The organism is Dysgonomonas hofstadii (genome assembly GCF_014196915.1).
Lineage (GTDB): Bacteria > Bacteroidota > Bacteroidia > Bacteroidales > Dysgonomonadaceae > Dysgonomonas > Dysgonomonas hofstadii.
This window is the reverse complement of the sequence record NZ_JACIEP010000007.1, coordinates 114,432-138,679: the sequence shown is the minus strand read 5'-3', so window position 1 is coordinate 138,679 and position 24,248 is coordinate 114,432. Positions and strand designations below refer to the sequence as shown.

Sequence of the window (24,248 nt, the reverse complement as noted above, 5' to 3'; positions counted from 1 at the left end):
TTATTTAGTTATATCTAATGCTTTTTCTATCTGTCCGACCAGATCAAGACAATGGCTGCGTTTGATCCCCGATGAAGATGCAGCTGCGTTTTTCAGGCTCTGTCTCAGGTCTGTTAATTGCGCACGCGCTATGGCTGTGGCATCGGAGGCCGCCCCTCTCGACATCGTTGCGGCAGAACTTCCTGCAGGAGGATTGACAATACTTATAAGGGCATTCACATAGTTCTTCTGTAAATTACGCCTGTAAATATCTATTTGCTTTCCATTTATAAGTTCACTCCACACACTTTTTTTCAGGTCGTCGAACATATTGGTGGCAGTATAAGCCTTTGCCCCGTTATATGTTTCATCCCGCAGCATTTTATCTATTGTATATTTACTGACCAGACGGTCGACAATTCTTTTCTGTGTATTACCTATCGAAGAAACAGGTTCAACAGCAGCTTTGTCTATCAACTGATTATCTATCAGCCATGTTGGTGTGACAAACAATTGTTTATCCAGAAACAGCATAGCTTCTTTCTGAATATCCTTTGGCACAAATTCCTGTGCATTCTTGTTCTCTTCCACGGTTACAGGAGTTCTGTATATACCGGCAACATTCTTGGCAACATGCCCCATATAGCGGCCATACTGACTCACCACTTCATTGTATATGTTCCGGGCCATGTCATATCCTTTATTTGGCTCGTATGTCCATGCGAAAATCTGGGGAACAATGCGTTGCAGGTTTTTTATACCGTAATCGCTTGCCAGCATTGCGTTATCGCCCAGGTCTTCATTCTGATTACGCGGATCGTCAGGATCTGTTTCCGTACCGAATGTATAGCGCTTATCCTGATTGAGTTTTTCAATGATCGTTTTGTTTGAGAATGGAATTTCTTCTTCTGCGGTTTTATATTCAGGAAGATAACGATATCCCCATTCTATAGACCAGTCATCATAAATGCCAATACGTGGGAACAGACCTTTTTCTGTAATATTATCTTCCGGCTGGGCTATATAATTGAAACGGGCATAATCCATAATAGACGGTGTATGTCCGTTTGCTTCTACCCATTCTTTATTTCTCAGGTTTTCTACAGGTACGGTTGCCGATGAACCGAAGTTGTGACGAAGTCCTAATGTATGTCCAACTTCATGCGAAGAAACAAACCTGATCAGTTCACCCATCAATTCGTCTTCGAAAAGCAGCTTTTGAGCACGCTTATCAACGTTTCCGGCCTGTATCATATACCAGTTGCGGAGCAAGAACATCACATTATGGTACCAGTTGATATGTGTTTCGATAATCTCGCCACTGCGTGGGTCATGCACATGCGGGCCACTCGCATTCGGTATATCGGATGGTTTATATACGATCGCCGAATGACGTGCGTCCTCGAGACTCCATGTAGAATCCTTAGGTGCTTCAAGTCCGATAATCGCATTTTTGAATCCTGCTTTCTCGAATGCTTTCTGCCAGTCATTCACTCCGGCGACCAAATAAGGAACCCATTTTTTAGGAGTGGCTGGATCTATATAAAAGACAATTGGTTTCTTCGGTTCCACCAGTTCCCCGTTCAGGTATTTTTGCAAGTCCTCGTCTTTTGGTTCGAGCCGCCAGCGGGTAATCATCGATTTATATTCTATTCCCTGCGGATTGGTATCGAAATCGGTATAACGAACAGCAAAATAACCTACACGCGGATCGTAAAAGCGCGGTTTCATCGGTTCTTTTGGCAATAATACCAATGAACTGTTAAGTTCATATGTCATTGGGTCGTTCGGAAAAGTAGCTGCTACCTGTGGAGGATATCCCTGAGGTGCAGCCTGAGCATAAGTCTTAACTGTTTTTATCTCTATGTTGATTGGGAATGCTTTTATAGTATCAATATAGCTTCTGTCGGCAAAGAAATTTCCTATCCCCCTGTATTTCTTCATCCGTGTATCAAAGAATAAAATATTGTTATCGGTATTCAGGAAACTGGTAACGTCGATAATAAGATTCTGGGATTTATCGGTCGAATCTTTTTTTATTGCTTCTACATTAAATGTCGCCACTATCGGCTGAATATTGGAATTTTTTACTGAAAGATACATCCCCAGTGTATCCTTCGATTGTTCAAGATATGATATGTTGCGAATGAAAACCTTATTGTTCGGCCCTTCTTCAAATTGGATTACATTTTCCCCGATCTGGTCACCAGGATAGCCTACCAGTGATTTATACCTGTTGACCGGAGCCTTGGATATACGGTTTACTACCAGAATATCACGCCCCATAATGGAGTCGGATAGTTCGAAATAGAATTTATCTTTTACTTTATGTACTTTAAAGAAGCCTGTGTTTGTTTCGGCTTCTTTCGTTATCACTTCCCCGTATTTTTTAGGGCCAGAAGCTGGGGTTGCCGGTTTAGGTGCGGCTGCCACTGCTTCTTTTTTTTCTACTTTCTTTTTCTTCTTGAAAGGCCATATCTGGGCTTCGCTACTCGTAATTCCCAGAACCAAGAATGATAATAAGATCAGAGTTTTTTTGGACATAGATTTCCTTTGTTAGTTAATATACTGTGCATTTACCTACAAAACTAAGAAAATAAAAACAATAATGGCATAAGTAATAAATACTTATGCCATAAAGTTTTTAATAAAGCTGTATGAAGTCTTACAGACTATCTTCAAAATCTTCGCGGAATTTGGCCATCAACTGTTGTGGCCAGTCATTCACAGGCTCGAGTCCTCCCATAAAGAAACGTAATACAGGTGGTTCGTAAACGAATTTGAGTCCACCTATCAGATGGCGGTTTTCGTATAACCATGTCATCCGGTCTTCCACATATTTGACTTGTGAAAGAGTGAAGACACGACGAGGGATGGCCAGCCGCAGCAGTTCCATATCCGCATATGTTTCGTTACCATATTCGTCACGCTGGTTGGATACAGATCCGCGTTCCATACCTCTGATTCCCGAAATCAGGAAGAAGGCTGCAGCTAAGGATCCAGCAGGATATTCTGTCTGAGGAATATGTGCGCAAACCTCCATCGCATTTACATGCGCTCCCAGCACACCCGCAGGTGTTACCATAGGTACACCTTTTGCCTCCAGAGAATTCACCAGATATTCGATGAATTGGGGGCTTTGACATATCATGCTTTCGTCCAGTGTTTCATAAAGACCTACTGCGATAGATTCGATCTCACGAACCGACATACCGCCATATGTCAAAAATCCTTCGAATAAAGGTACAAGCGGCTCCAGCTCTTTCAGTATTGCGTAATCATTTGTACAGATACCGCCACCTCTGGATGAACTGAGTTTACGTGCGGAGAAGTAAACAAGATCGGCCAGATCTGTCATTGCCAGTATGATTTCTGCCATCGAACTGTTTTTAAATTCTTCCTCACGTTGTTTGATCAGCCATGCGTTTTCTCCGAGCAAACTGGCATCAAGCACCAGGCGAATATTGTATTTATCGGCAATAGCCCGTACTCCACGGAAGTTCTCCATAGAGAATGGTTGTCCTCCGATCAGGTTGGTAGAGGCTTCCATACGGATATACGGAATATTTCTTGCTCCATGTTTATTGATGCATTTCTCCAATTTCTCGAGGTTCATATTTCCTTTGAACGGATGGCGGCTATTTATTACGTAGGCTTCGTCATAAAGTAACTCTTCTATTTTTCCACCATATTGAGTGATATGTGCCATCGAGGTAGTAAAGTGATAATTCATCGGCACAATACTGCCTTTACGGATATAGGCATTGGAGATAATATTTTCACATGCACGCCCCTGATGTGCAGGAAGCAGGTATTTTTTACCCAGAACATCCTCTACTGCTTTCTGGTATCGTTCGAAACTTTGCGATCCGGCATAGGCATCATCGGCTATCATCATAGCTCCAAGCTGGCGGTCGCTCATGGCGTTGGTTCCGCTATCGGTGAGCATATCCAGAAATACATCTGTAGTTTTTAGTCTGAATGTATTGAATCCTGCTTCATATAGTGCTTCCAGGCGACGCTCTATCGGAACAAGATGAAGTTTTTGTACGACACGTACTTTGTGTAATTCCAATGGGATATCCTCTCCGCTATGGAATTTGATCTTAGGAGAATTCTCTGACATGATATTAGTTAGTTATATATTGTATTAAAAATGAGCTGCAAGTTATAAATAAATAATCAATGTGCAATATTATAAGTCTCTAATATAGCAAATAATAGTTGTTTATCATTCTTTTCTTTCCATTTTGACATGACCAGCCATTTTGAATATAAAAATAAATAAAACAAAGCGGGATATTAATTGTTAAAATAAGAAACAAGCAAATACTTAAAGATGGAAAAAGTCAAATTGAATAATGGAGTAGAAATGCCCTGGGTAGGTCTAGGCGTTTTTAGAATAGAAGACAACAAAGAAGCCGAAAGGGTAGTGAAGACGGCATTATCGGCAGGGTACAGGCATATCGACACAGCCATGTATTATCATAACGAGGAAGCTGTGGGTAAAGCCATCCGCGAATCGGGTATTCCGCGTGAAGAAATATTCGTTACGACCAAGATGTGGAATGCTGATCAGCGCAGCGGGAAAGTTAAAGAAGCTTTTGATGCCAGTCTGAAAAGATTGGATACCGGTTATATCGATCTTTACCTGATTCACTGGCCGGTAGAAGGTAAATTTGTGGATACCTGGAAAAAATTTGAAGAAATATATCAGACAGGGAAAGTTAAAGCCATAGGGGTAAGTAACTTCAAACAACGCCATCTGGAAACTTTGTTGAATGCGACAGATATTATTCCTGCAGTAAATCAGATAGAGCTTCACCCTTATCTGACCCAGGATAGCGATTTGGTTTTCTGTACTGGAATGGGAATACAGGTCGGAGCCTGGAGTCAGTTTGCTGCAAACCAGACAGGGTTATTTGAAGAAAAAATACTGATTGACCTGGCAAATAAATACTCAAAATCGCCTGCACAAATTATCCTTCGCTGGGACTATCAGAGAGGGGTGGTTACAATCCCTAAATCGGCAAATGAGAAAAGAATGAAAGAGAATCTTGAAATATTTGACTTTGACCTGGCTCAGGATGAGATTAAAGCCATTAACTCACTGAATAAGGATATGCGTATCGGGCCAGATCCCGATCATGTGGATTTTTAATATAATTAAACAGAGCAGGGGTGGCAATTCTCATCCCTGTTTTCTTTTAATAATAATAGCTATTGCCATATGTTTCTTCTTCGCTATTGTCGTTTTTACCCTTTCCCTTGATAATGTTGAATTTGTAAGAGAAGCTTACCAAAAAATACTGATTCACTGTGTTTGAGCGTGAATCGGATATATAGTTACTGTTAGAAAAACGGGTGAGTGTGTTGCGGTCGTCAAGTATATCATAGAATTGCACCTTCAGTGTTCCCCTTTTCTTTTTCAGGAATTGTTTCGATATGGAAGCATTCCAAAGGATTTCACTATTTTTGAAATCTTCGCCATAACCCGAATAATAAGAATAACTCAAACTGCTTTGGATCGATATATCGAAAGGCAGCTTTAACAAAGCTGTGTGCATTAAGTTGTAATTAGTTGTATTTCTGTCCTGCGCATTGGTCAGATTGTTGCGAACCATATTGTATGTTATACCAGCTCTCAGTCTGGTCTCAAATTTCTCTATTTTGAATTTTGCCGAAACTTGTTCGCCGAATGTAGCAGTATTAGTAATAGCTTTTTCATTATTGGTGAATCCTATATTCTTGTAATAATTGATATAAGTACTGTTGTTGACCGTGAATTTCTTATTCTTTAGTGGAGTATCGAAAATAAAATTCAGGTTTGCTCCCATATTTCCGCTTACATTGCGGTATGTATTCTCTGTATTTCCCTGATTATCGACCAGAGTATAACTTACTATATTATTAAAAGTATAATTGAAGCCACCCGATAACATCAGGAATCTGTTTGTTTCGTAGTTAGATTTCTGATAATACATATAAAAATTGTTATTGTAACTGGGTTTCAGATCTGGGTTTCCATAACTTTTAGACAAGGCACTCATTATGACTGTATCTGCCGACAGTTGAGTAATACCCGGCTGACTTGTAGAACCCGAATAGCTAAGATCAAAGCTCGTGTTATCGTTCGGATTGTATGTGAAATTTACACTCGGTGAGAAATTTACAACGTTTTGCTTCGGGTTTTCGATAATGGAATCTCCCAGCATAACCTTACTTTTTGAATATGACGGGTCAATGCTGAATCCTACTGTGTAACGGTATTTTTCTTTTGTGGCCTGAAAATTAAGGTTTATATTCTGGTTTATATAATCATTGTAAGTATCGCGGGTGTATGCCGAATCGACAATGGTATATTCATTATTTTCATCTTTCCGGCGGACATCGCGTATCCGTTTCGAATTGTTATTGTTTATAGAGTAAGCCAGTTGCAGACGATAATCTTTACCTAAAGGCTCTACATAAGACAGGCCGATCCTGTAATTGTTTGTCCTGTTGTTGGTATTCGACCGTTGATCAATAATCTTATCAGGTGTATCATCGGGGTATTCCGTTAATGAATAATTTGTTCCCTTGCTATCTTCATTTCGCATCGAATGGCTCAGTGTAAGGCTGATGGTGCGCCCTTTCTTATTCAGTTTGCGTCCTATTGTTATAAAGTTGTTTATGGAATAACTATCTCCTTTCGACTGGCTCTGCGAATTTCCGGATGTTATACTATCTTCGTTTACATAAGATATACTGTTATATGTGCTATTGTTGTTTGTGCTGTTGAGGCTTACTGATGAACGCGCATAGATAGTGGTAAGGGAATCGGGTTTCCATTCCAGATTAAGGCCGAAATTTGTTCCGTTTTGTCTGTTCAGTGAAGATGACTCATCTTTGGTGAAACGGTCTCCGCCAGTTAAAAACATTTGAGTATCCGACCAGTTCTCTAAAAGGTCTTCATTATTGGAATACCGGATGTTTCCTCCTATTTTGAGCTTTTTCGATGCCTGTATGTATGCATTTGTTCCTATATTCTTGTTCTTGTTGATACCATTGTTCATTCCCATCGAATACTCGTTGTCTTCAACATTGTTTATATTCCCTACAACAGATATCTGATTATCGTTACGCATATAATTAACCAATGCTCTGTTAGCATATTTGTCACTACTGCCGTACCCAACTTTTACATCGCCGAATATACTCTGCTTCAATTCTTCTTTTACGACCAGGTTTAATACCTGATCGGGATTTTTATCCTTAAAACCTGTTACTTTCGCTTCCTCCGATTCTTCTTTATACAGTTGCAGTTTTTTAATCATATTGGCAGGCAAATTGGCAAGAGCCATAGGAATATCATTACCGAAAAACTCCTTCCCATCTACCAGTATTTTCTTTATGGGCTTCCCATTTGCAGTTATATTTCCGTTATCATCGACTTCCACTCCCGGCATATTGCGAATTATATCCTGTAGCATATCGCTTTCCTGCGAGCTATACGAGTTTGCATTATATTCTATCGTATCCCCTTTGACCACAATATCAGGGATCTTGGCTTCTACAACAGCAGCCTCCAGTTCAACGGTTTTTTCCTCAAGGGCTATTGTGTCAAATGAGCAAACAAGTTCTTTAGTAGAGATATTAAAGTTCTGCAAAAATGTTTTATACCCGATAAAAGAAACTTCTATTATATAATCTCCCGGAAATACCGATAGTTTGAACCGGCCTTTGTCGTCAGTTCCCACAGCATTTACATTCACACTGTCTTTTTGCGTCATCACACGGACTGTAGCCGAAGGAATAGCTTCTTTGTTTTTTTCATCATAAACAAATCCCTGTACATATCCTTTAGCAACCTTCCCTGCTGTTTGGGCAATCGAGGAAAGGCTTAAAAAAATACATGATAACAGACATAAATATTTCATCAAAGCGTAAAATATTAAGAGACTACGAAGATAACTTTTTTATTATAGAGTAAATGAGATTATTTATTCGTTAAAACAATTTCTTAAAAAATGTATAAAAGCTTATTCCTGTTTAATTATTAATGCCAATTAGCTGTAGAAATTATTATGATTGTAATAATATAATCGTTCTATTAAATTTAACTACTGGTCCACTCTATCAGGAATTGTTGTTATTAAGATGAATTATTTGGGTGTCTTTGATAAATACCTTATTTTTGCAATATCTAAGGCAAATGGAAAGATATACAGAAAGGGAGGATATAAGTATTCTACAATTTATATTCTAAGCTATTTTTTCTTTCGCATGATAATAAAATAAGTCTTTTTGATTTGAAAAAAGACAATAGGATTTGTATCTATAAAGGGGGATATATGAGGTTTTATCTATTATGTTTTACTGCGATTTTATTTTCTATACACGAAGTAAAAGCACAAGTAACAATAGGGTCAAATATACCAGCTAATAAAGGAGCTTTACTTGACTTGAAAGAAAATAGCAATAACATTGCTAATTCGGTAAGAGGATTACTATTGCCTCGCGTAAGCCTGACAGATATGTCGAATCTATATCCGATGTTCGAATCCCAATCGGCACCGGGAACTCCAAATGAATATTATAATACTGCAGAGAAAAAAAATGACCAGGATGCGTTGCATACGGGTCTTTGGGTATATAATTTAAATTCCTGCAAAGGATTCTCTCCCGGTACTTATGCCTGGATAGGAGACAAGTGGAAACTTATCGGACCTGATAAGTCTACAAAGTTGCCTACAATTACTGTGTCTTTTTCAGGCGGAAGCTCTTGTATCAAAACTGAGTGGGACGAATCTGCATCTACGCTGACTGTGCATATCCCAAGTGGAGAAGACTTGCGGACATTGGCGAACCCATTCCAAATGAAGATAGACTGGACACCTGTTACAGTAAATCTGATCAAGAATAAACCCACAACAGAAGCAGAAGCTGCTGATTTAGATGATGGTACAGGCTCGGATCTATATGCAAGAGGAGGAGTTGTTTTCGAAAACGGAACAAGCCCTGTAGGGTGGGGCGATTTATCAGGAGGTACAGGTACTTATACATTCCAAGTTAAGCCGATGGATGACCTGGGTATCGGAACAGGTACTGGCCAGACTCCGTGGCGTAGCCGCCAGACAACACTTGAATTCTCTGTAACGGAAGATGTGTGTAATGAAACCACACCGATGAAGATAGTCATTAACCAGACTAATTACCGGCTAAAAATTAATGAAGGCGTTATAAATGAATATGGTGGATATGATCCTTTAATTGAAACAAGGAGATTTAAAGATGGGAAATTACATTACAGGTTGTTGTTAACACCTACTGTAGAGAAAGCGCATAGCGGTTATGGGGTACCCGTACCGGAAAAGGAAGGCGATAATACAGGATGGGATGGGAATTACTTTAAAATAGGGACAGAAAGCAATGCTATGTGGCAAGTGCATATAGATAAGAACGAACAGGAGGGCCGCGATATGATCAGCGATTTTGGTGTGCCTTCCGACACCCCATTTCCTAATCTTAACTGGGGGAAAGGGGAATTGATATTAGGCCAGAATCCTGTTTATCACGATGTTACTCCGGTAAAAGCTGGTGTTACAATGCCTGATTACCCTTATTATGTGGGAGGCGATTACAGTAAGATATATAAAGTGACCGATATACCTGATCGTCAATACAGAAAAGCAGCACAATTTACATTTAAAGATTATTCGGATTGTATACGTTATCCAGATATGACTCTGGATGCATTCCAATGTTCAGCTACATTTGACAAAACCGGCATAAGAGATGCCAGTAATGATACTGACTCTTCATCGTGGGGTGAGGACGTTCTAAGTCATACTGATCAACAAGGCAACGTGTTTTATTCAGCCGATTTTGGGGAAGCCGGACGCTGGATGATAACCAATCTGGCTGCTACGGAATATGCAGACAATACCCCTATGATAGAGCCCGGAGATGACACCAAAGGATCATTGCAACTTATAACAAACAACACCCTGAATTTTTTCGATTTAACCATAGGCCCCCGCTACGCATATCCCTTGGCAGGGGATCTTAGTGTGAATTTTGCAGTAGGTGATGAATCTGCCGCTATGGGTACCCAAGGGTATACAAACTACTTTAAGAAATGGTATCCTGAACACGGGGTGCTCTATAATTGGTCTGCGGCAGTACGGCAACAATCCGGAGATTCAAATTCGATGAATAGAGGACAAACTACTCCCTTAGATGATTCACCTGGTCAATATGAGATTGAAACGACAGAAACGAATGGCTATATACAGGGAATTTGTCCTAATGGATGGCATTTGCCCAGCGACCGGGAGTGGAACCGACTGGAAAGATATATTTATAATAAAATCCGTAGTGGGGATTTGAGCCAGACGCAATATGATGCGGATGATTTAAGTAAGATACAAAACGATTTGAGCAATTTCCCGGTATGGAATACTTCGTGGGAAACAAGCACTGATTCTGCTTTGCGTGGGTACAATGTAGATGAGGGGGAAGGATCGATCGGTCATATAGGTCATGGAGGAGCCATGAAGTCAGTGTGTCCTCCTGTAAATATGTTGCATTCATATTTAAATACGACAAAAGGATACAGTGCTGAACCTGAATTGGGTGGATTTAATGCTATCTCTATCGGACGCATGGTACTAAAGAGGAGCGATGATTCTGATATGGGTGGCGATCCGATTAAGTATGTATCTGAACATGAGCAGGAAACCCTATCTCTGGAAGAATATGTAGATGCTTATGTGAATGATAATCCCAATAATAAGGCAACAGATTGGAATTTGGTTATCAGGGATTATTCATACGATGCTGCATTCTGGTCATCGAGTGCCACAGGTGGACGCACCAGCTGGGTACGGCAATTCCCAAGAGGAGAAGCGAAAGTAAACAGGGAAGTATATTACACCACATATCTGGTATCAGTCCGTTGTGTGAAAAATCCGTAAATGATCCCGTAAATTTATATATTGTAAAATAAAGAGGGCTGTGCAAAATTAAAATGACAATCCTCTTTTTCTATTTTTTTAAGAGGAAAATACCCTCTCAGGAAAAGCCCGGATATACATTAGTTTAACGGCCAGTATATGTGAATAAAGGCAAACACTCTCCCAATATATCAAAAAAAAATATTTACTTTGTGCAACCAATTCAAATTCATATAAAAACAGATAATAATAAAGATTAAAGGGCATATGTCAGAAGATGTATTTAAAAAGATAGTTTCGCATTGCAAAGAGTATGGTTTTGTTTTCCAGTCCAGTGAAATCTATGATGGACTGAGTGCCGTTTACGATTACGGGCAAATGGGTGTGGAGCTTAAAAACAATATCAAAAAATACTGGTGGGACAGTATGGTACTGCTTCATGAAAATGTGGTGGGTATCGATTCTGCTATATTTATGCACCCTACTATCTGGAAAGCATCAGGACATGTGGATGCTTTTAATGATCCCTTGATCGATAACAAAGACAGTAAAAAACGTTATCGCGCCGATGTACTGATAGAAGAATACATGGCCAAGATAGACGAAAAGATAAACAAAGAAGTAGAAAAAGCTGCAAAACGTTTCGGAGAAAGCTTCGACGAAGCAATGTTCCGTCAAACCAATCCGAGAATATTGGAAAACGCAAAAAAACGTGACGAGGTACATGCCCGTTTTGTCAAAGCACAGAATGACAACGACCTGGAAGAACTTCGCCAGATTATTATAGACTGTGAGATAGTTGACCCTATCAGCGGAACGCGCAACTGGACAGAGGTACGTCAGTTTAATCTGATGTTCTCTACCGAAATGGGATCGACTGCCGATGGAGCAATGAAAGTTTATCTACGCCCCGAAACAGCACAGGGTATTTTTGTAAATTTCCTCAATGTGCAAAAGACCGGCCGTATGAAAATTCCGTTTGGTATAGCACAGATCGGTAAGGCCTTTCGCAACGAGATTGTTGCACGACAGTTCATTTTCCGCATGCGCGAGTTCGAACAGATGGAAATGCAGTTTTTCGTTCGTCCCGGTGAAGAAATGGAATGGTTTGCCAAATGGAAAGAAACCCGCATGAAATGGCATAAGGCTCTTGGCTTTGGCGATCATAAGTATCGTTTTCACGATCATGACAAACTGGCACATTATGCGAATGCCGCTACCGATGTGGAATTTGAAATGCCATTCGGATTTAAAGAAGTGGAAGGTATCCATTCTCGTAAAGATTTTGACCTGAGTAGTCATGAAACATATTCAGGCAAAAAAATGCAATATTTCGACCCTGAACTCAATAAATCGTATGTTCCTTACGTTATTGAAACGTCGATAGGCGTCGACCGGATGTTCTTGTCTGTGGTTTCGGCTTCTTATTACGAAGATGAACTAGATGGTGGAGAAAGTCGTGCGGTACTTAAATTACCACCTGCATTGGCTCCGATCAAGTTAGCCGTACTACCTTTGATAAAAAAAGACGGTCTGCCTGAAAAAGCACGTGAGATCATCGATAATTTAAAATTCGATTTCAAGTGCCAATACGACGAAAAAGACAGTATTGGAAAACGTTACCGCCGTCAGGATGCCATTGGTACTCCTTATTGCGTGACTGTTGACCATCAGTCGCTCGAGGACAATACGGTGACTATCCGCTACCGTGACACCATGGAGCAGGAACGTGTAGCGATAGACAAACTGGCTGATATAATAGCCGATAAGGTGAGTATGAAAAACCTGTTGAAAACAATAGGATAAAATAAAATTATAAATGATGGGTTATAATTGTAAATAAAACTTGTTCTCTTATAACCCGCAACTTGTAACTAAAATATGAATAAAAAACTTCTTATACTATTACTTTCTATTTGTACAATAGCTTTCTGGAGCTCCTGTGTCGATGATGATGACGACTATGTAATCGATGAAGAATGGAAAGCTTATCAGGATGACCTGGTGGCGAAAGTAGCCGCAAACAGTTCCGGGTATAACAATATTTCTTCAAATTCAAATAATGGCAATATCTACTTGAAAGAAATTACTGACTTTGTGCCTGATAAGGCGGGTGATCAATTTGACAGGACTCTCAGTCCTTTATTTACAGATAGCGTTTATGTTCATTACGAAGGATGGTATTACAAGCTGGACGGAGATTCCATTATTTTTGATACAACAGAAGGTACAAATGCCAATGGATATTATGCCCGTTTTAAAGTAAATGGGCTTACCGATGGTTTTGCTACTGCATTACAAAATATGACAGAAGGACAGCAGAGATTGGTTTGTATCCCTCAAAAATTAGGTTACGGAGCATACGGATCAGGAAGTATTCCCGGATATACTACACTTTGGTTTAAGATTAAACTGAAAAAAGTTAAAAAAGCAGGAATTGATTTTTAGAATAATTGACTAGTCCTAAATAACCGTTACAGGTTTATAAGATAAAAATAATTTATTTATCAAAGAGGGTGTCCCCAAAGGGATGCCTTCTTTTTTGCTTAAGCTACCGGTAATATCTGTAATTCGTTTTTTTTGTATAAAACGATATAGCTTTTCTCTCTTGACAAAGAAGATTTCGACAGTTAGCTTTAAAAGCAAAGAAAGCCCGGCTTGTTTGGCCGGTTTCACACACTTCTCAGCATTAATGCTAACAGGATCAAAATCATTGGCTATTTTCACATAATCTTTCAGACTTATCCGTTCGGAAAGCATAAAATGCTCTCCTCCCCGCGAAGGTGTGCCATTCCATTGTCCGGCAGCCCGGGAATAAAGTCCCCAATGAATAAACAATCCCAGTTTTGCATTTTGAAACCATGAAGTATCTATAGGTTTTTGCGCTAAGATACCAGAATAAGTAAGTATAAAAACAACAAAACTCTTTTTTTATACGGGTTCTTTAAAGATTCTTCTTTAATGTTAGTCTGATAACTTTAGGAGCAGTGTCTTCAAACAGAGACTTAGGTATTAGAAAAGATGTAGCGGTTTCGCTTATATTACTTACTTCATAACTAATCGGCATGCCTGATTCCAAAATACGACATTCGGTAATCTCAGATATTTTTATTGGCAAACTGATCTTCTCCTGATCATTTGCAATGCTGATATACAGGTAATTTTTCCCGGTTACATTTTTTTGTGTCAGGTAAATCCCTTTATCTACTTTCATGTTGACGGGACTTGTACCATATACACCCTCATTGTTAGCATAAACCCATGCACCGATCTCCCGAAGTCTGCGAATAGCCGGAACCGGAAATGTTCCATCAGGTTTAGGACCTATATTCAATAAATAATTTCCTCCTTTCGAAGCATTATTTATAAGATACTCTATCATCCTGTAAGAAGTTTTCCAATTATAGTCATGCGCATGCCATCCCCACGAATGTACCATTGTGGCAGGGGTTTGCCAAGGCTTTGACTGAATATCGGACGGATAAGCATTATCCAGCATTTCCATAAAGTCTATATTGTCTCCCGGATTGGAGAATGCTATGCGCCCGTTAATAAGACATTTACTACTGTTTGCCCGGACAAGAGCGATTAACTCATCGCGTCTTTGCGGAGTAATATGAGCGTCTTCTGTTCCCCATGTATCGAACCAGAGTAAATCCGGATCATAATTATCTAATAATTCTTTGACCTGAGGCAGGCATTTTCGCTTCCAATATATTTCGAATTCTTCGCTTGTACGCTGCGTTTTCCATTCGGGTAATGCGCCTTGTGGATGTTCCCAATCTTGCCAATGAGAATAGTAGAATCCATATTTTATACCATATTTCTTACAAGCCGTAACCAGTTCAGCAAGCACATCGCGTTTGAAAGGTGTGTTCATGATGTTGAAACTCGATACTTTAGAGTTCCATAGAGCAAACCCATCATGGTGTTTTGATGTAATAACAAAATAGCGTGCCCCGGCATTTTTCACTTCTCGAATCCATGCATCGGCATCAAATCCTGTCGGATTGAAGCTCTTAGCCAAGGAATGGTATTCGCTATTCGGAATATCGAGGCGCATTTGTATCCATTCCGCATACCAAGTCTGTCCGTGTGTAAATTTCTTCTTATCTACGCTCGGGGTTAAGATGGTGCCATCGTATTCACCACCAAGGATGGAATAGAGCCCCCAATGTACAAAGATTCCGAATTTGGCATCTTTAAACCATTCAACATGCTGTTGATCAATGGATAATTTTGTCCCTTTTTCTTGAGCTTTAAAGCCTATAATAAACAATAATAGGAATGCCACAACCGAAATTCTTTTCATGGATTTTTTCTTAATTATTAGACTTTTACAATCATAGTTAGTATTTACAATTTTATTATATAAAAACAACTACTTGCTTATACTTTCTATCAGTGCATTGATATTCTCTGTAAACAATTTAACAGAAATAGCCATAACAATTACTCCGAAAAACTTTCGCAGAACATAAACCCCTCCCAGCCCCAAAAGCTTCTCTACAATATTCAGATATTTAAGAACAAGGAATACAATCACCATATTCAATGCCAGGGCAATAGTTATATTCGAAACAGCATAATCAGCACGCATCGAAAGAAGGACTGTAAATGTCCCCGGCCCGGCGATAAGAGGAAAAACGATAGGAACAAGTGTTTTGGATCCGCCAGGTGCGTCATTCTTAAATATTTCCACACCAAATATCATTTCTACCGATATGATGAATATTACTAATGCTCCTGCCACAGCAAAAGAAGAAGTACTTACATGAAAAAGCTTCAGTATCCAGTCTCCTACAAACATGAACGCAACCATTATGATAAAAGAATAGATGGCAGCCTGCAATGGATTCACATCTTTTCCCGCACCTTTAAATCCCAAAAAGATAGGTATCGATCCGGAGACATCGATCAATACGAACAAAACAACAAATGCACTTAGAATTTGTGTGAAATTGATACTTAAATCCATGATATTTGCTTTTTTTAAGATTTTACAAAGATAAGAGTTTTTGATTCAAGTAATATATGATATATAACATAAAAATCTTTCGTAAGTTTGTAAAAATAAAAAACTTCCTATAATGAACAACTACGGATTTGTACGTTTTGCAGCAGCAAGCCCCGCACTAAAGGTCGCGGACTGCGATTATAATACCACTGAAATACTGAAAATGATTGAGAATGCCGAGGAACAACAGGTATCCGCTATTGTTTTCCCTGAATTATGTATCACTGGTTATACATGTGGTGACCTGTTTCTGCAACGCACTTTATTGGAAGAGGCCGAAAAATCGTTGAAACGGATAGCCGACGCCACCCGTGAGTGTGTGTCGATCATTGTTGTGGGTATGCCGCTTGAAATATCCAACAAGCTTTATAATGTAGCTATAGTGCTTTATAGCGGACGGGTAGTAGGCATTGTACCGAAAACCTTTTTACCAAATTACAGCGAGTTTTATGAAATGCGCTGGTTTTCTTCGGCCGCCGAATTGAAGGAGTCTTCGGCCCGTGTCAATAACAGCCATGTACCTGTAGGAAGGAATCTTATTTTTAAAGCACAGGACTTCAACTTTGCCATCGAAGTATGCGAAGACCTGTGGACGCCGATACCTCCATCCAGCTTTTCATGCCTGAACGATGCGGAAGTGATATTCAACCTGTCGGCAAGCAATGAAACGACAGGCAAACAAAATTACAGGAAAAGCCTGGTGAGCCAGCAGTCAGCCCGTTGTATCGCCGGATATGTATACGCAGCAGCAGGAAACGGAGAATCGACCACCGACATTATTTTTGCAGGGAGCAGCATGATTGCAGAAAACGGATCGATTCTGGCAGAAGGTGAGCGGTTTTCTTTCGAGAGTAAGCTGACTATTGCTGATATAGATATTGAACGGTTAAGAAACGACCGTCTGAAAAATAAATCATTCGCCCTTTCGGAATACAGGTCACCTGAGCATATCGAATATCAGAATATCACGATCTATCAGACAGTGACACGAAAGGAATTTCTATCGACCTTTGCCGGTAAAAAGAAGAATATCAGAGCAAAAGATGTATTCCACATTAATCGCTACATATCTCCCACGCCTTTTGTTCCGTCCAACGATTCGACTCTGAACGAGCGTTGCGATGAGATTTTCTCTATGCAGGTCGGAGGGCTGACCAAACGCTTATTACACACAAATAGTCGCACAGCGGTTATCGGAGTTTCGGGCGGGCTCGATTCCACATTGGCCTTATTGGTCTTAGTAAAGACATTCGACAAGATAAATCTTCCCCGTAAAAATATTTACGGTATCACCATGCCGGGATTCGGCACTACCGACCGGACTTATTCTAATGCTATTAAACTGATGGAGTCGCTGGGTGTAACTATTAAAGAGATAGCGATAAAGGATGCTGTAATACAACATTTCAAAGATATAGAACATGATGTGAATACCCATGATGTCACTTACGAAAACTCACAGGCCCGTGAACGTACGCAAATACTGATGGACTATGCCAATAAGGTGAACGGGCTGGTGATCGGCACCGGAGATCTTTCTGAACTAGCCCTGGGTTGGTGCACATATAACGGAGACCACATGTCGATGTATGCGGTAAATACCGGTGTTCCTAAAACGCTGGTACGCACACTGGTGGCATGGGTTGCCCGTACACAGATGGACAATGCTTCACATTCCATCCTTGAAGATGTGATAGATACACCAGTTAGTCCGGAACTATTGCCTGCCGATAAGGATGGTAATATTGCACAAAAAACGGAAGATGTAGTAGGCCCTTATATTCTGCATGATTTCTTCCTGTACTATGTGCTTCGCTTCGGGTTTTCGCCCGAGAAGATATATTTTCTGGCACAACATGCTTTTGAGGAAGAATTCTCCGATGAAGATATATTGAAGTGGCTGAAAATATTTTTCCGCCGTTTCTTTTCGCAGCAGTTTAAACGTTCCTGTTTGCCCGATGGGCCGAAGATAGGCTCTGTAAACCTATCTCCACGTGGCGACTGGCGTATGCCTAGCGATGCCTCAGTGGCACTGTGGATGAAGCGATTGGATGAATTATGATAGAAACAGTCAGAGAAGTAAAATAGTTAAGTATCTTTTCTTTTTACTGTATATACTTCGTTACTCTACTTTGACTACCTGACTACTATAACTACTAATAAAGAATATAAACCTTATAAAAAACTACCATGATAGATTTTACTAAAGTATTTCCCCGTTTGAAAGAAACCTATAAAGAAGATGCTCCTGCAGAACTCCATATAGGTGAAGGGAAGACTATGGAACTACCGCATGAGGACAGTCCTGTGATGAAACCATTTGCACAGAACCTGACTATATCATATGCCATAGATATGGGCTCGCACTATCAGTTCATTCCTAACAGGGATTTATCGGACGAAGTGACAATTGAAAAACTGCACGAAGCAGCCTTGCAAAACATGATAGATGAAATAGCCGATAATATTCAGGCACATGGCGACAAGACCGATGTGCTGATGATAACCAACGGTGGTAATTATGAAGCCGCCATGTTGATATGGGATGATATCTGGCCACAAATAGAATCGGTGGTCGAAGGAGATTTTTATATTGCCGTACCTGCAAGGGATGTATTGTATGTTGCACCCAAAAGCAATCCGGATGCCATTTCGCGCCTGACAGAACTAATACAGAGACTATTTAAGGATGAAACAGCGCAAGGACTTATGGTGAAACACATATATCAACGGGGAGAGAACGGTTGGGAAGTAGTAACTACCGCATAAAGCAAAAAAAGAGGCTGTCTAAAAAGTAATTTTTATTATCTCTTTGTCATGTTGAACGGAGTGAAACATCTCGTTTCCGGAGAGTCGGGATTCTTCGTTGCACTCAGAATGACAAAGGGAAGTAACACTTTGATAGTGTAATCTTACTTTTTAGACAGCCTCTTTTTTCTTATCATATTATCACGATCTGTTTTTATGACAGATATTTCTTTAACATTGCAGCTGTGAACAAGATCAGGCTTTTTGTCGGAGCAATCTTTGCAAATCCGTTCAATAAGCCCCAGTCATGGATGACACCATTGAAACGGATAGTTGTTACATCTACTCCTGCTTCATCGAGATGGCGGCCCAAAGTTTCACCGTCGTTTCTCAGAATATCATTTTCGGCTACTTCAATCAGAGTTGGGGGTAATCCTTTCAGATCATCCTTTGTGGCACGCGCAGGTGAAACGTATATGCTATCCCAATCGGCCTTACTATTGACGTAATTATCGCGCATCCATTCCATCAAGGGAGTAGTAAGGAACCTTTCTTTTCCATATTTTCTGTATGACTTTGCTTCTGTGCTTGCCTCCGAGTAGGGCCACAGAAGGATTTGACCTTTAATCTTCGGGCCTTTGTTTTTTTTCGCCCTGATAGATGTTGCAATTGTCATATTACCACCTACGCTATTTCCCACAATAGCTAGGTTTTTACCATCTACATTGATCTCATCACCATGTTCGGCAACCCATTTGGTAGCAGCATATATCTCATCCAACGCCCGAGGGAACTTAGCTTCCGGGGAACGGGTATATTCTACAAAGACACTAGCAAATCCCGATTCCACAACAAGATCACGAACCAGGCGCTTGTGTGTCGGGTAATCACCCAGAACCCATCCTCCTCCATGCAAGAACATAAATACCGGAAGCTTTTCTTTCTTTCCTTTAGGCCTGACAACGATTATTTCGACAGCCTGGCCTCCCGATTTTATTGTTTTGCGTACTTCTTCAATACCGGATACGTCTACTTTCACCGAAGACTGTGCACCTTCCAATACCTTGCGCGCTTCAGACGGTGGCAGAGACTCAACAGGTGTATCGCCGGCATTTAGTACTTTTAAAAATTCCTTTGTTCCTATTCCCAAATGGGAATCTTCCAGATAATTCAGGGGTTGTTTTGTTTTGTTGCTCATGATCTAATCCTTTTGATTTCAAAATAATTAGAACACGTTCCGCAACGAAATTGTTTATTTTCCTACTATTCTTCTTTGTCTTCTGCCGTCGTTTTTGTTGAGTATCCCAGCTCCCTTACCGCAGGAATAAAGAAGGCAATAAGTCCGACAATTACAGTTGCTGCCCCGGCAATGACAAACGCATTTAACAAACCAATCCTACCGGCAATAAATCCCGTAGCCAGTAGTCCGGGAATAGTTGGCAATAAACTGATACTATCATAAATGGAAAATACGCGCCCCAATGCTTCGGGAGCAATCTTCGTTTGCAATATGACAATAAATGAGCTCCAGTAAATAGAACCTGCAATTCCACCTGTGGTCGTTAGAACAACGAACAGAGTGAATCCTGTGGTTGGCAAAAGCCCCGATAGCCAGTATGCCCCTCCTATGATAAGCGACATAATGTTGATAACGAGAATTTTATTTGCCGATTTCATAAACTTCAAACTAACAATACCTCCGCCGACAAGCATTCCAACGCCCCAGGCAACCTCGACCAGCCCCATCTGGAATGCCGTCCCGTTGAAGTGGTTCAGCGTCATCAGAGGAAACAGCGCTGCAATAGGCACCATGAAAAATGTGACGACAATAACACAACCCAGCAGATAAGCGACTCCCTTATTGGCAAACATATGCCCAACCCCTTCTTTAATCTCACGCCATACATTGCGTACAGCATCTTCCTTTTTCTGAGGATTGGGTATGGTAACAAACAACAGGGAAGTACAGGCGATTGCCGCACCTACTACGTCCATCAACATAACATAAGTCATATCCAGAAATGCGATGAATATAGCACCCAATGCAGGACCTGCTATATTGCTTACCGATTGTATGATCTGGTTTACCCCGGCTATGCGCATCAACTCGCTTTCGGGTGCAAGCAACGGAACCGATGCCTGCATGGCAGGGGTATGGAATGCACTGCCTGCCGAGCGAAGAGCCAGCAGGATATATATTTCCCACATTTCTATCCTGCCCATATAAAACAGGAGGGCAAGGATAGCAGAACAGAATGCGACAAAGCTATCGGCCAGTATCATCGTACGGCGGCGATCCCATCGGTCAACAAAGACACCTGTAAACAAACCTAAAACTATAAATGGCAGTAAAGTGGCCAGCATGGCGGTAGCCAGTACTTCGGCCGATCCGGTTTTCATACTCAGCCAAAATACGACAGCAAAGCCGACAATAGAACTGCTAAGCATAGAAAAAAACTGCCCGGACCATATGATTGCGAATGTACGTTTCCAATTATTCATGGATTTTCTTCTTGTATAGATAGTGATAGCCGACCGTGTCACAATATAATCTGAACCGGTTGCCTATTAAACAAATTTGAATAGAAATTGATTAAGAGCCAAAGATCATTTAAGGTTCTTTGGGTTGAGGCGGGTATTTTCCCTCAGTGAAAGAGGATGGTATAACTTCTTGGTAGCATAACTCTTGTTATTTAGGACAGCAAAGCTAAAGATATTCTTTTAGATTAGAAAATTGAAATGAAAAATCTTTATCTATATTTCTTTAATAGACAATAGCCAGTAGTTAGTAGAAACGATCTTTGAAAAAGATGAAAATCTGTCAGATTTGTAACTTTTTTGTTAACTGATAACTGTTGACTGATAATTGATTTTGTAAGGTTTGTCAGTTTTTTGTTAATTTTTCACCATTCGCTTTAGCCGGAAAATTGAAGGATAAAATTAAATGCTATTTTTACTATTAAATTTTGTGAACATAATTGTTAGCCTGATTAAAATGAATAGGCAAAAATAAATCATATAAAATACTAATAAACAGATTGTTATGGTAAATTATGTGAATTCAGTCCAGATAGACAATAAAGGGGTAAAAATTTTAACTTGCTGTTAAATAGTCCTTTTTTTACGGCTATAATATTGTAAAACATTGAAATAAAACTTATATTTGAAAGTTATATACATTAAATCCTTTTAAGTCAATAGCTAAAATATGGAGAAAACCCTCGTTATTCTAAAGCCGTCCTGCGTTTTACGTTCGCTTATAGGAGAGGTTATTTCCCGCTTTGAAAAGAAAGGTTTACGGTTAGCCGGTATGAAGATGGTACAATTGAATGACGCAATACTAGACGAACATTATGCTCACTTAAAAGACAAGCCATTCTTCCAGCGTGTGAAAGATTCAATGCAGGTATGCCCTGTTATTGTGCAGTGCTGGGAAGGTATAGATGCGGCTAAGGTGGTACGCTCTTTCATAGGTATTACCAACGGACGTGCGGCAGCGGCAGGTACTATAAGAGGAGACTTTTCGGTGAGTGCGCAAGAGAATATTGTTCACGCATCAGATTCCGCCGATTCGGCTAAAATAGAATTGAAACGATTTTTTAGAGACGACGAAATTTACGATTATAAACTATCTACACTTGCGAATTTATACGCAAAAGATGAGATTTGATATACTATGCAAGGAAAAAGAACTCTTAAAACATTAAAGTTATTGCCATTAGCGGCAATGTTTTTAATACCGATGAGTGCTTTCACTCAAAACAACAAGGGTAAAACCGAGGAATCTAATACTGAAAGGGTTGAGCTTAATTATAAACAGCGTCACAGTAGAACAAGCTCCAATGATCTTTATGCCGATGGCATCAAGATTAAAAGAGACCTGTCTATATTAAAGGAGATCCAGGAAGAAAGGGTATTAAGTGAACATGAAATACCTGCGGATGAGCTGTATGGGGGCATCTGGAACAACAGATACGTCAACGCTTACCGTTCAATAGAAAACATACCTGATTCATTTAAGGTAGACCTGTCCAGTTTCACTATGCCGACAATGGGACATGTAACTTCCAAATATGGGCCACGCAGACGCCGCATGCATTATGGCATCGACCTGAAAGTACAGGTAGGCGACACAATTTATGCTGCATTCGATGGTAAAGTGCGTGTAAAACAATATGAACGAAGAGGATATGGATATTATCTGGCATTGCGCCATACAAACGGACTGGAAACAGTTTACGGACACTTATCGAAGTTTCTGGTAGAAGAAGACCAGATCGTTAAGTCCGGAGATCCAATTGCTTTGGGAGGCAACACAGGACGTTCAACCGGTTCTCACCTGCATTTTGAAACACGCTTTTTAGGAAATCCTATCAATCCTGCTTTTATTGTCGACTTCGAAAACAAAGTGTGTCACAAAGACACTTATCTGGTAACAGCAAGCAGTTACGACAGAAGCGGAAAGGGAGTTAACGTTAATACACTGGCATCGACACCTACACGCTCAAAATCGACTGTAACCAACAAATACGCATCGGGAAAAGTCACTTACCACCGCATAAAGAGTGGTGATACACTCGGAGCCATTGCCAGAAAATACGGAACAACAGTGAATAAGCTATGTTCTTTAAACGGTATTACTTCAAGAACAATATTACGTCCGGGTAAATCGATCAGAACATCATAACAGGATAGTACTATAAATTCATATTACAGATAAACCTGCCGCATTCATAACCTTCGTTATACAGATCGGTAAGTTTATCTGTATCTTTTTCTATGCGGTCAACTATTATAGGCTTTTCGGGACGTATCACAAAAACTTTCCCCTCTTCTTCCAGCTTTTCCACTAGCTCCAATTGAGTGTTATACAAGCTACTCCTATGGCTCAAGGCCTCGCGCATAGCCGGATATTTACGATAAATGAAAGATGGTACCTTAATATCCTTGCTCTCTTTACGATATCCTTTATTACGGGTCAATATCACAACATTCTTCTCATATCCCTGGCTCATTGCCCTGATCACGGGTATAGAATCGCATATACCACCGTCGAGCATGGGGACATCATCAACATAAGTCACAGGACAGAGGATGGGCAGACTACTGGAAGCCTTTACAATGTCTATCACCCGTTTCGGATCAGATTTCTCTTCATAATATTCAGCCTCTCCGGTCAGACAATTAGAAGTGACCATTTCGAAACGGCCTGATGACTTAAAATAAGCCTCATAATCATATGGGATAATATTCTCGGGAAACTCATGAAACAGCAAGTCAAAGTCCATGATGTTACCTTTCTTCAGGTAATGCTTTATTCCTATGTATTTATATTTCTCCAGCAGGTCTATATTGCTATACTTCGCTCTTCCACGCTGGTGCGACATATAGGACAATCCGTTGCAGGCTCCGGCCGAAACACCTATACTATATGGGAAATAGATACTGTTATCCATAAAATAATCCAGTACTCCGCAGGTAAATACCCCACGCATACCACCGCCTTCGAGAACCAGTCCAATATTCTTAGTATCGACCATAATTATTGTATTAAACAGAATCAAATA

General features: G+C 40.2%; 17 protein-coding genes. 8 read left to right on the top strand and 9 right to left on the bottom strand.

Features of this window, described 5'->3' with window-relative positions:
- Positions 1 to 2,523, bottom strand: coding sequence for a zinc-dependent metalloprotease (locus tag GGR21_RS10975; protein WP_183307270.1), 2,523 nt, complete (start codon positions 2,521 to 2,523; stop codon positions 1 to 3).
- A 121-nt stretch (positions 2,524 to 2,644) separates the two neighbouring features.
- The gene (locus GGR21_RS10970) at positions 2,645 to 4,105 is read right to left on the bottom strand and encodes a tryptophanase (RefSeq protein ID WP_183307269.1); all 1,461 of its coding nucleotides are present in this window, start codon (positions 4,103 to 4,105) and stop codon (positions 2,645 to 2,647) included.
- A 213-nt stretch (positions 4,106 to 4,318) separates the two neighbouring features.
- Between GGR21_RS10970 and GGR21_RS10965 the strand changes: the two genes are divergently transcribed.
- A complete protein-coding gene (locus GGR21_RS10965; RefSeq protein ID WP_183307268.1) occupies positions 4,319 to 5,140 on the top strand; it encodes an aldo/keto reductase in 822 nt (273 codons plus the stop codon).
- A gap of 46 nt (positions 5,141 to 5,186) precedes the next feature.
- Here the strand turns inward: GGR21_RS10965 and GGR21_RS10960 are convergent, their stop codons facing one another.
- A complete protein-coding gene (locus GGR21_RS10960; RefSeq protein WP_183307267.1) occupies positions 5,187 to 7,898 on the bottom strand; it encodes a TonB-dependent receptor domain-containing protein in 2,712 nt (903 codons plus the stop codon).
- Between the two features lie 414 nt (positions 7,899 to 8,312).
- Here GGR21_RS10960 and GGR21_RS10955 point away from each other — a divergent pair, with 414 nt between their 5' ends.
- From GGR21_RS10955 to GGR21_RS10945, 3 genes are all read left to right on the top strand, one after another.
- A complete protein-coding gene (locus tag GGR21_RS10955; protein ID WP_183307266.1) occupies positions 8,313 to 10,937 on the top strand; it encodes an FISUMP domain-containing protein in 2,625 nt (874 codons plus the stop codon).
- Between the two features lie 246 nt (positions 10,938 to 11,183).
- A complete protein-coding gene (locus GGR21_RS10950; RefSeq protein WP_183307265.1) occupies positions 11,184 to 12,722 on the top strand; it encodes a glycine--tRNA ligase in 1,539 nt (512 codons plus the stop codon).
- A gap of 75 nt (positions 12,723 to 12,797) precedes the next feature.
- A complete protein-coding gene (locus tag GGR21_RS10945) occupies positions 12,798 to 13,364 on the top strand; it encodes an FKBP-type peptidyl-prolyl cis-trans isomerase (protein ID WP_183307264.1) in 567 nt (188 codons plus the stop codon).
- 15 nt (positions 13,365 to 13,379) lie between these two features.
- Here GGR21_RS10945 and GGR21_RS10940 read toward each other — a convergent pair whose 3' ends face one another.
- The 3 genes from GGR21_RS10940 to GGR21_RS10930 form a co-directional block, all read right to left on the bottom strand.
- On the bottom strand, positions 13,380 to 13,790 hold the full coding sequence (locus tag GGR21_RS10940; protein ID WP_317169884.1) for an alpha-L-fucosidase: 411 nt from the start codon (positions 13,788 to 13,790) through the stop codon (positions 13,380 to 13,382).
- Between the two features lie 70 nt (positions 13,791 to 13,860).
- Positions 13,861 to 15,228, bottom strand: coding sequence for an alpha-L-fucosidase (locus GGR21_RS10935; protein WP_183307263.1), 1,368 nt, complete (start codon positions 15,226 to 15,228; stop codon positions 13,861 to 13,863).
- Positions 15,229 to 15,297: 69 nt separating this feature from the next.
- Positions 15,298 to 15,894: a MarC family protein gene (locus GGR21_RS10930; protein ID WP_183307262.1), complete on the bottom strand. Its 597-nt coding sequence runs from the start codon at positions 15,892 to 15,894 to the stop codon at positions 15,298 to 15,300.
- A 112-nt stretch (positions 15,895 to 16,006) separates the two neighbouring features.
- Between GGR21_RS10930 and GGR21_RS10925 the strand changes: the two genes are divergently transcribed.
- Both GGR21_RS10925 and GGR21_RS10920 read left to right on the top strand, forming a co-directional pair.
- Positions 16,007 to 17,995, top strand: a complete 1,989-nt coding sequence (locus GGR21_RS10925; protein WP_183307261.1) for an NAD(+) synthase — start codon at positions 16,007 to 16,009, stop codon at positions 17,993 to 17,995.
- A gap of 128 nt (positions 17,996 to 18,123) precedes the next feature.
- Positions 18,124 to 18,702, top strand: coding sequence for a DUF1444 family protein (locus GGR21_RS10920; protein WP_183307260.1), 579 nt, complete (start codon positions 18,124 to 18,126; stop codon positions 18,700 to 18,702).
- Positions 18,703 to 18,895: 193 nt separating this feature from the next.
- Here the strand turns inward: GGR21_RS10920 and GGR21_RS10915 are convergent, their stop codons facing one another.
- A complete protein-coding gene (locus GGR21_RS10915) occupies positions 18,896 to 19,879 on the bottom strand; it encodes an alpha/beta hydrolase (protein ID WP_183307259.1) in 984 nt (327 codons plus the stop codon).
- A gap of 65 nt (positions 19,880 to 19,944) precedes the next feature.
- Complete coding sequence (locus GGR21_RS10910) at positions 19,945 to 21,183, bottom strand: MFS transporter (RefSeq protein ID WP_183307258.1); 1,239 nt, start codon at positions 21,181 to 21,183, stop codon at positions 19,945 to 19,947.
- Positions 21,184 to 21,889: 706 nt separating this feature from the next.
- Between GGR21_RS10910 and ndk the strand changes: the two genes are divergently transcribed.
- Together ndk and GGR21_RS10900 are read left to right on the top strand one after the other, a co-directional pair.
- Complete coding sequence (ndk, locus tag GGR21_RS10905; protein ID WP_183307257.1) at positions 21,890 to 22,351, top strand: nucleoside-diphosphate kinase; 462 nt, start codon at positions 21,890 to 21,892, stop codon at positions 22,349 to 22,351.
- A 72-nt stretch (positions 22,352 to 22,423) separates the two neighbouring features.
- A complete protein-coding gene (locus tag GGR21_RS10900) occupies positions 22,424 to 23,368 on the top strand; it encodes a peptidoglycan DD-metalloendopeptidase family protein (RefSeq protein WP_246348054.1) in 945 nt (314 codons plus the stop codon).
- A gap of 10 nt (positions 23,369 to 23,378) precedes the next feature.
- Here the strand turns inward: GGR21_RS10900 and GGR21_RS10895 are convergent, their stop codons facing one another.
- Entirely contained in the window at positions 23,379 to 24,221 is an 843-nt protein-coding gene (locus GGR21_RS10895; protein ID WP_183307256.1) for a patatin-like phospholipase family protein, read from the bottom strand.
- Between the last annotated feature and the right edge of the window lie 27 nt (positions 24,222 to 24,248).

Excerpts from the sequence above, each read along its gene's own strand:
- GGR21_RS10960 (WP_183307267.1), bottom strand. The coding sequence starts at position 7,898 with ATGAAATATTTATGTCTGTTATCATGTATTTTTTTAAGCCTTTCCTCG.
- GGR21_RS10965 (WP_183307268.1), top strand. The coding sequence starts at position 4,319 with ATGGAAAAAGTCAAATTGAATAATGGAGTAGAAATGCCCTGGGTAGGT.
- GGR21_RS10955 (WP_183307266.1), top strand. The coding sequence starts at position 8,313 with ATGAGGTTTTATCTATTATGTTTTACTGCGATTTTATTTTCTATACAC.
- GGR21_RS10950 (WP_183307265.1), top strand. The coding sequence starts at position 11,184 with ATGTCAGAAGATGTATTTAAAAAGATAGTTTCGCATTGCAAAGAGTAT.
- GGR21_RS10970 (WP_183307269.1), bottom strand. The coding sequence starts at position 4,105 with ATGTCAGAGAATTCTCCTAAGATCAAATTCCATAGCGGAGAGGATATC.
- GGR21_RS10945 (WP_183307264.1), top strand. The coding sequence starts at position 12,798 with ATGAATAAAAAACTTCTTATACTATTACTTTCTATTTGTACAATAGCT.
- GGR21_RS10935 (WP_183307263.1), bottom strand. The coding sequence starts at position 15,228 with ATGAAAAGAATTTCGGTTGTGGCATTCCTATTATTGTTTATTATAGGC.
- ndk (WP_183307257.1), top strand. The coding sequence starts at position 21,890 with ATGGAGAAAACCCTCGTTATTCTAAAGCCGTCCTGCGTTTTACGTTCG.
- GGR21_RS10930 (WP_183307262.1), bottom strand. The coding sequence starts at position 15,894 with ATGGATTTAAGTATCAATTTCACACAAATTCTAAGTGCATTTGTTGTT.
- GGR21_RS10920 (WP_183307260.1), top strand. The coding sequence starts at position 18,124 with ATGATAGATTTTACTAAAGTATTTCCCCGTTTGAAAGAAACCTATAAA.
- GGR21_RS10910 (WP_183307258.1), bottom strand. The coding sequence starts at position 21,183 with ATGAATAATTGGAAACGTACATTCGCAATCATATGGTCCGGGCAGTTT.
- GGR21_RS10975 (WP_183307270.1), bottom strand. The coding sequence starts at position 2,523 with ATGTCCAAAAAAACTCTGATCTTATTATCATTCTTGGTTCTGGGAATT.
- GGR21_RS10895 (WP_183307256.1), bottom strand. The coding sequence starts at position 24,221 with ATGGTCGATACTAAGAATATTGGACTGGTTCTCGAAGGCGGTGGTATG.
- GGR21_RS10915 (WP_183307259.1), bottom strand. The coding sequence starts at position 19,879 with ATGAGCAACAAAACAAAACAACCCCTGAATTATCTGGAAGATTCCCAT.
- GGR21_RS10925 (WP_183307261.1), top strand. The coding sequence starts at position 16,007 with ATGAACAACTACGGATTTGTACGTTTTGCAGCAGCAAGCCCCGCACTA.
- GGR21_RS10900 (WP_246348054.1), top strand. The coding sequence starts at position 22,424 with ATGAGTGCTTTCACTCAAAACAACAAGGGTAAAACCGAGGAATCTAAT.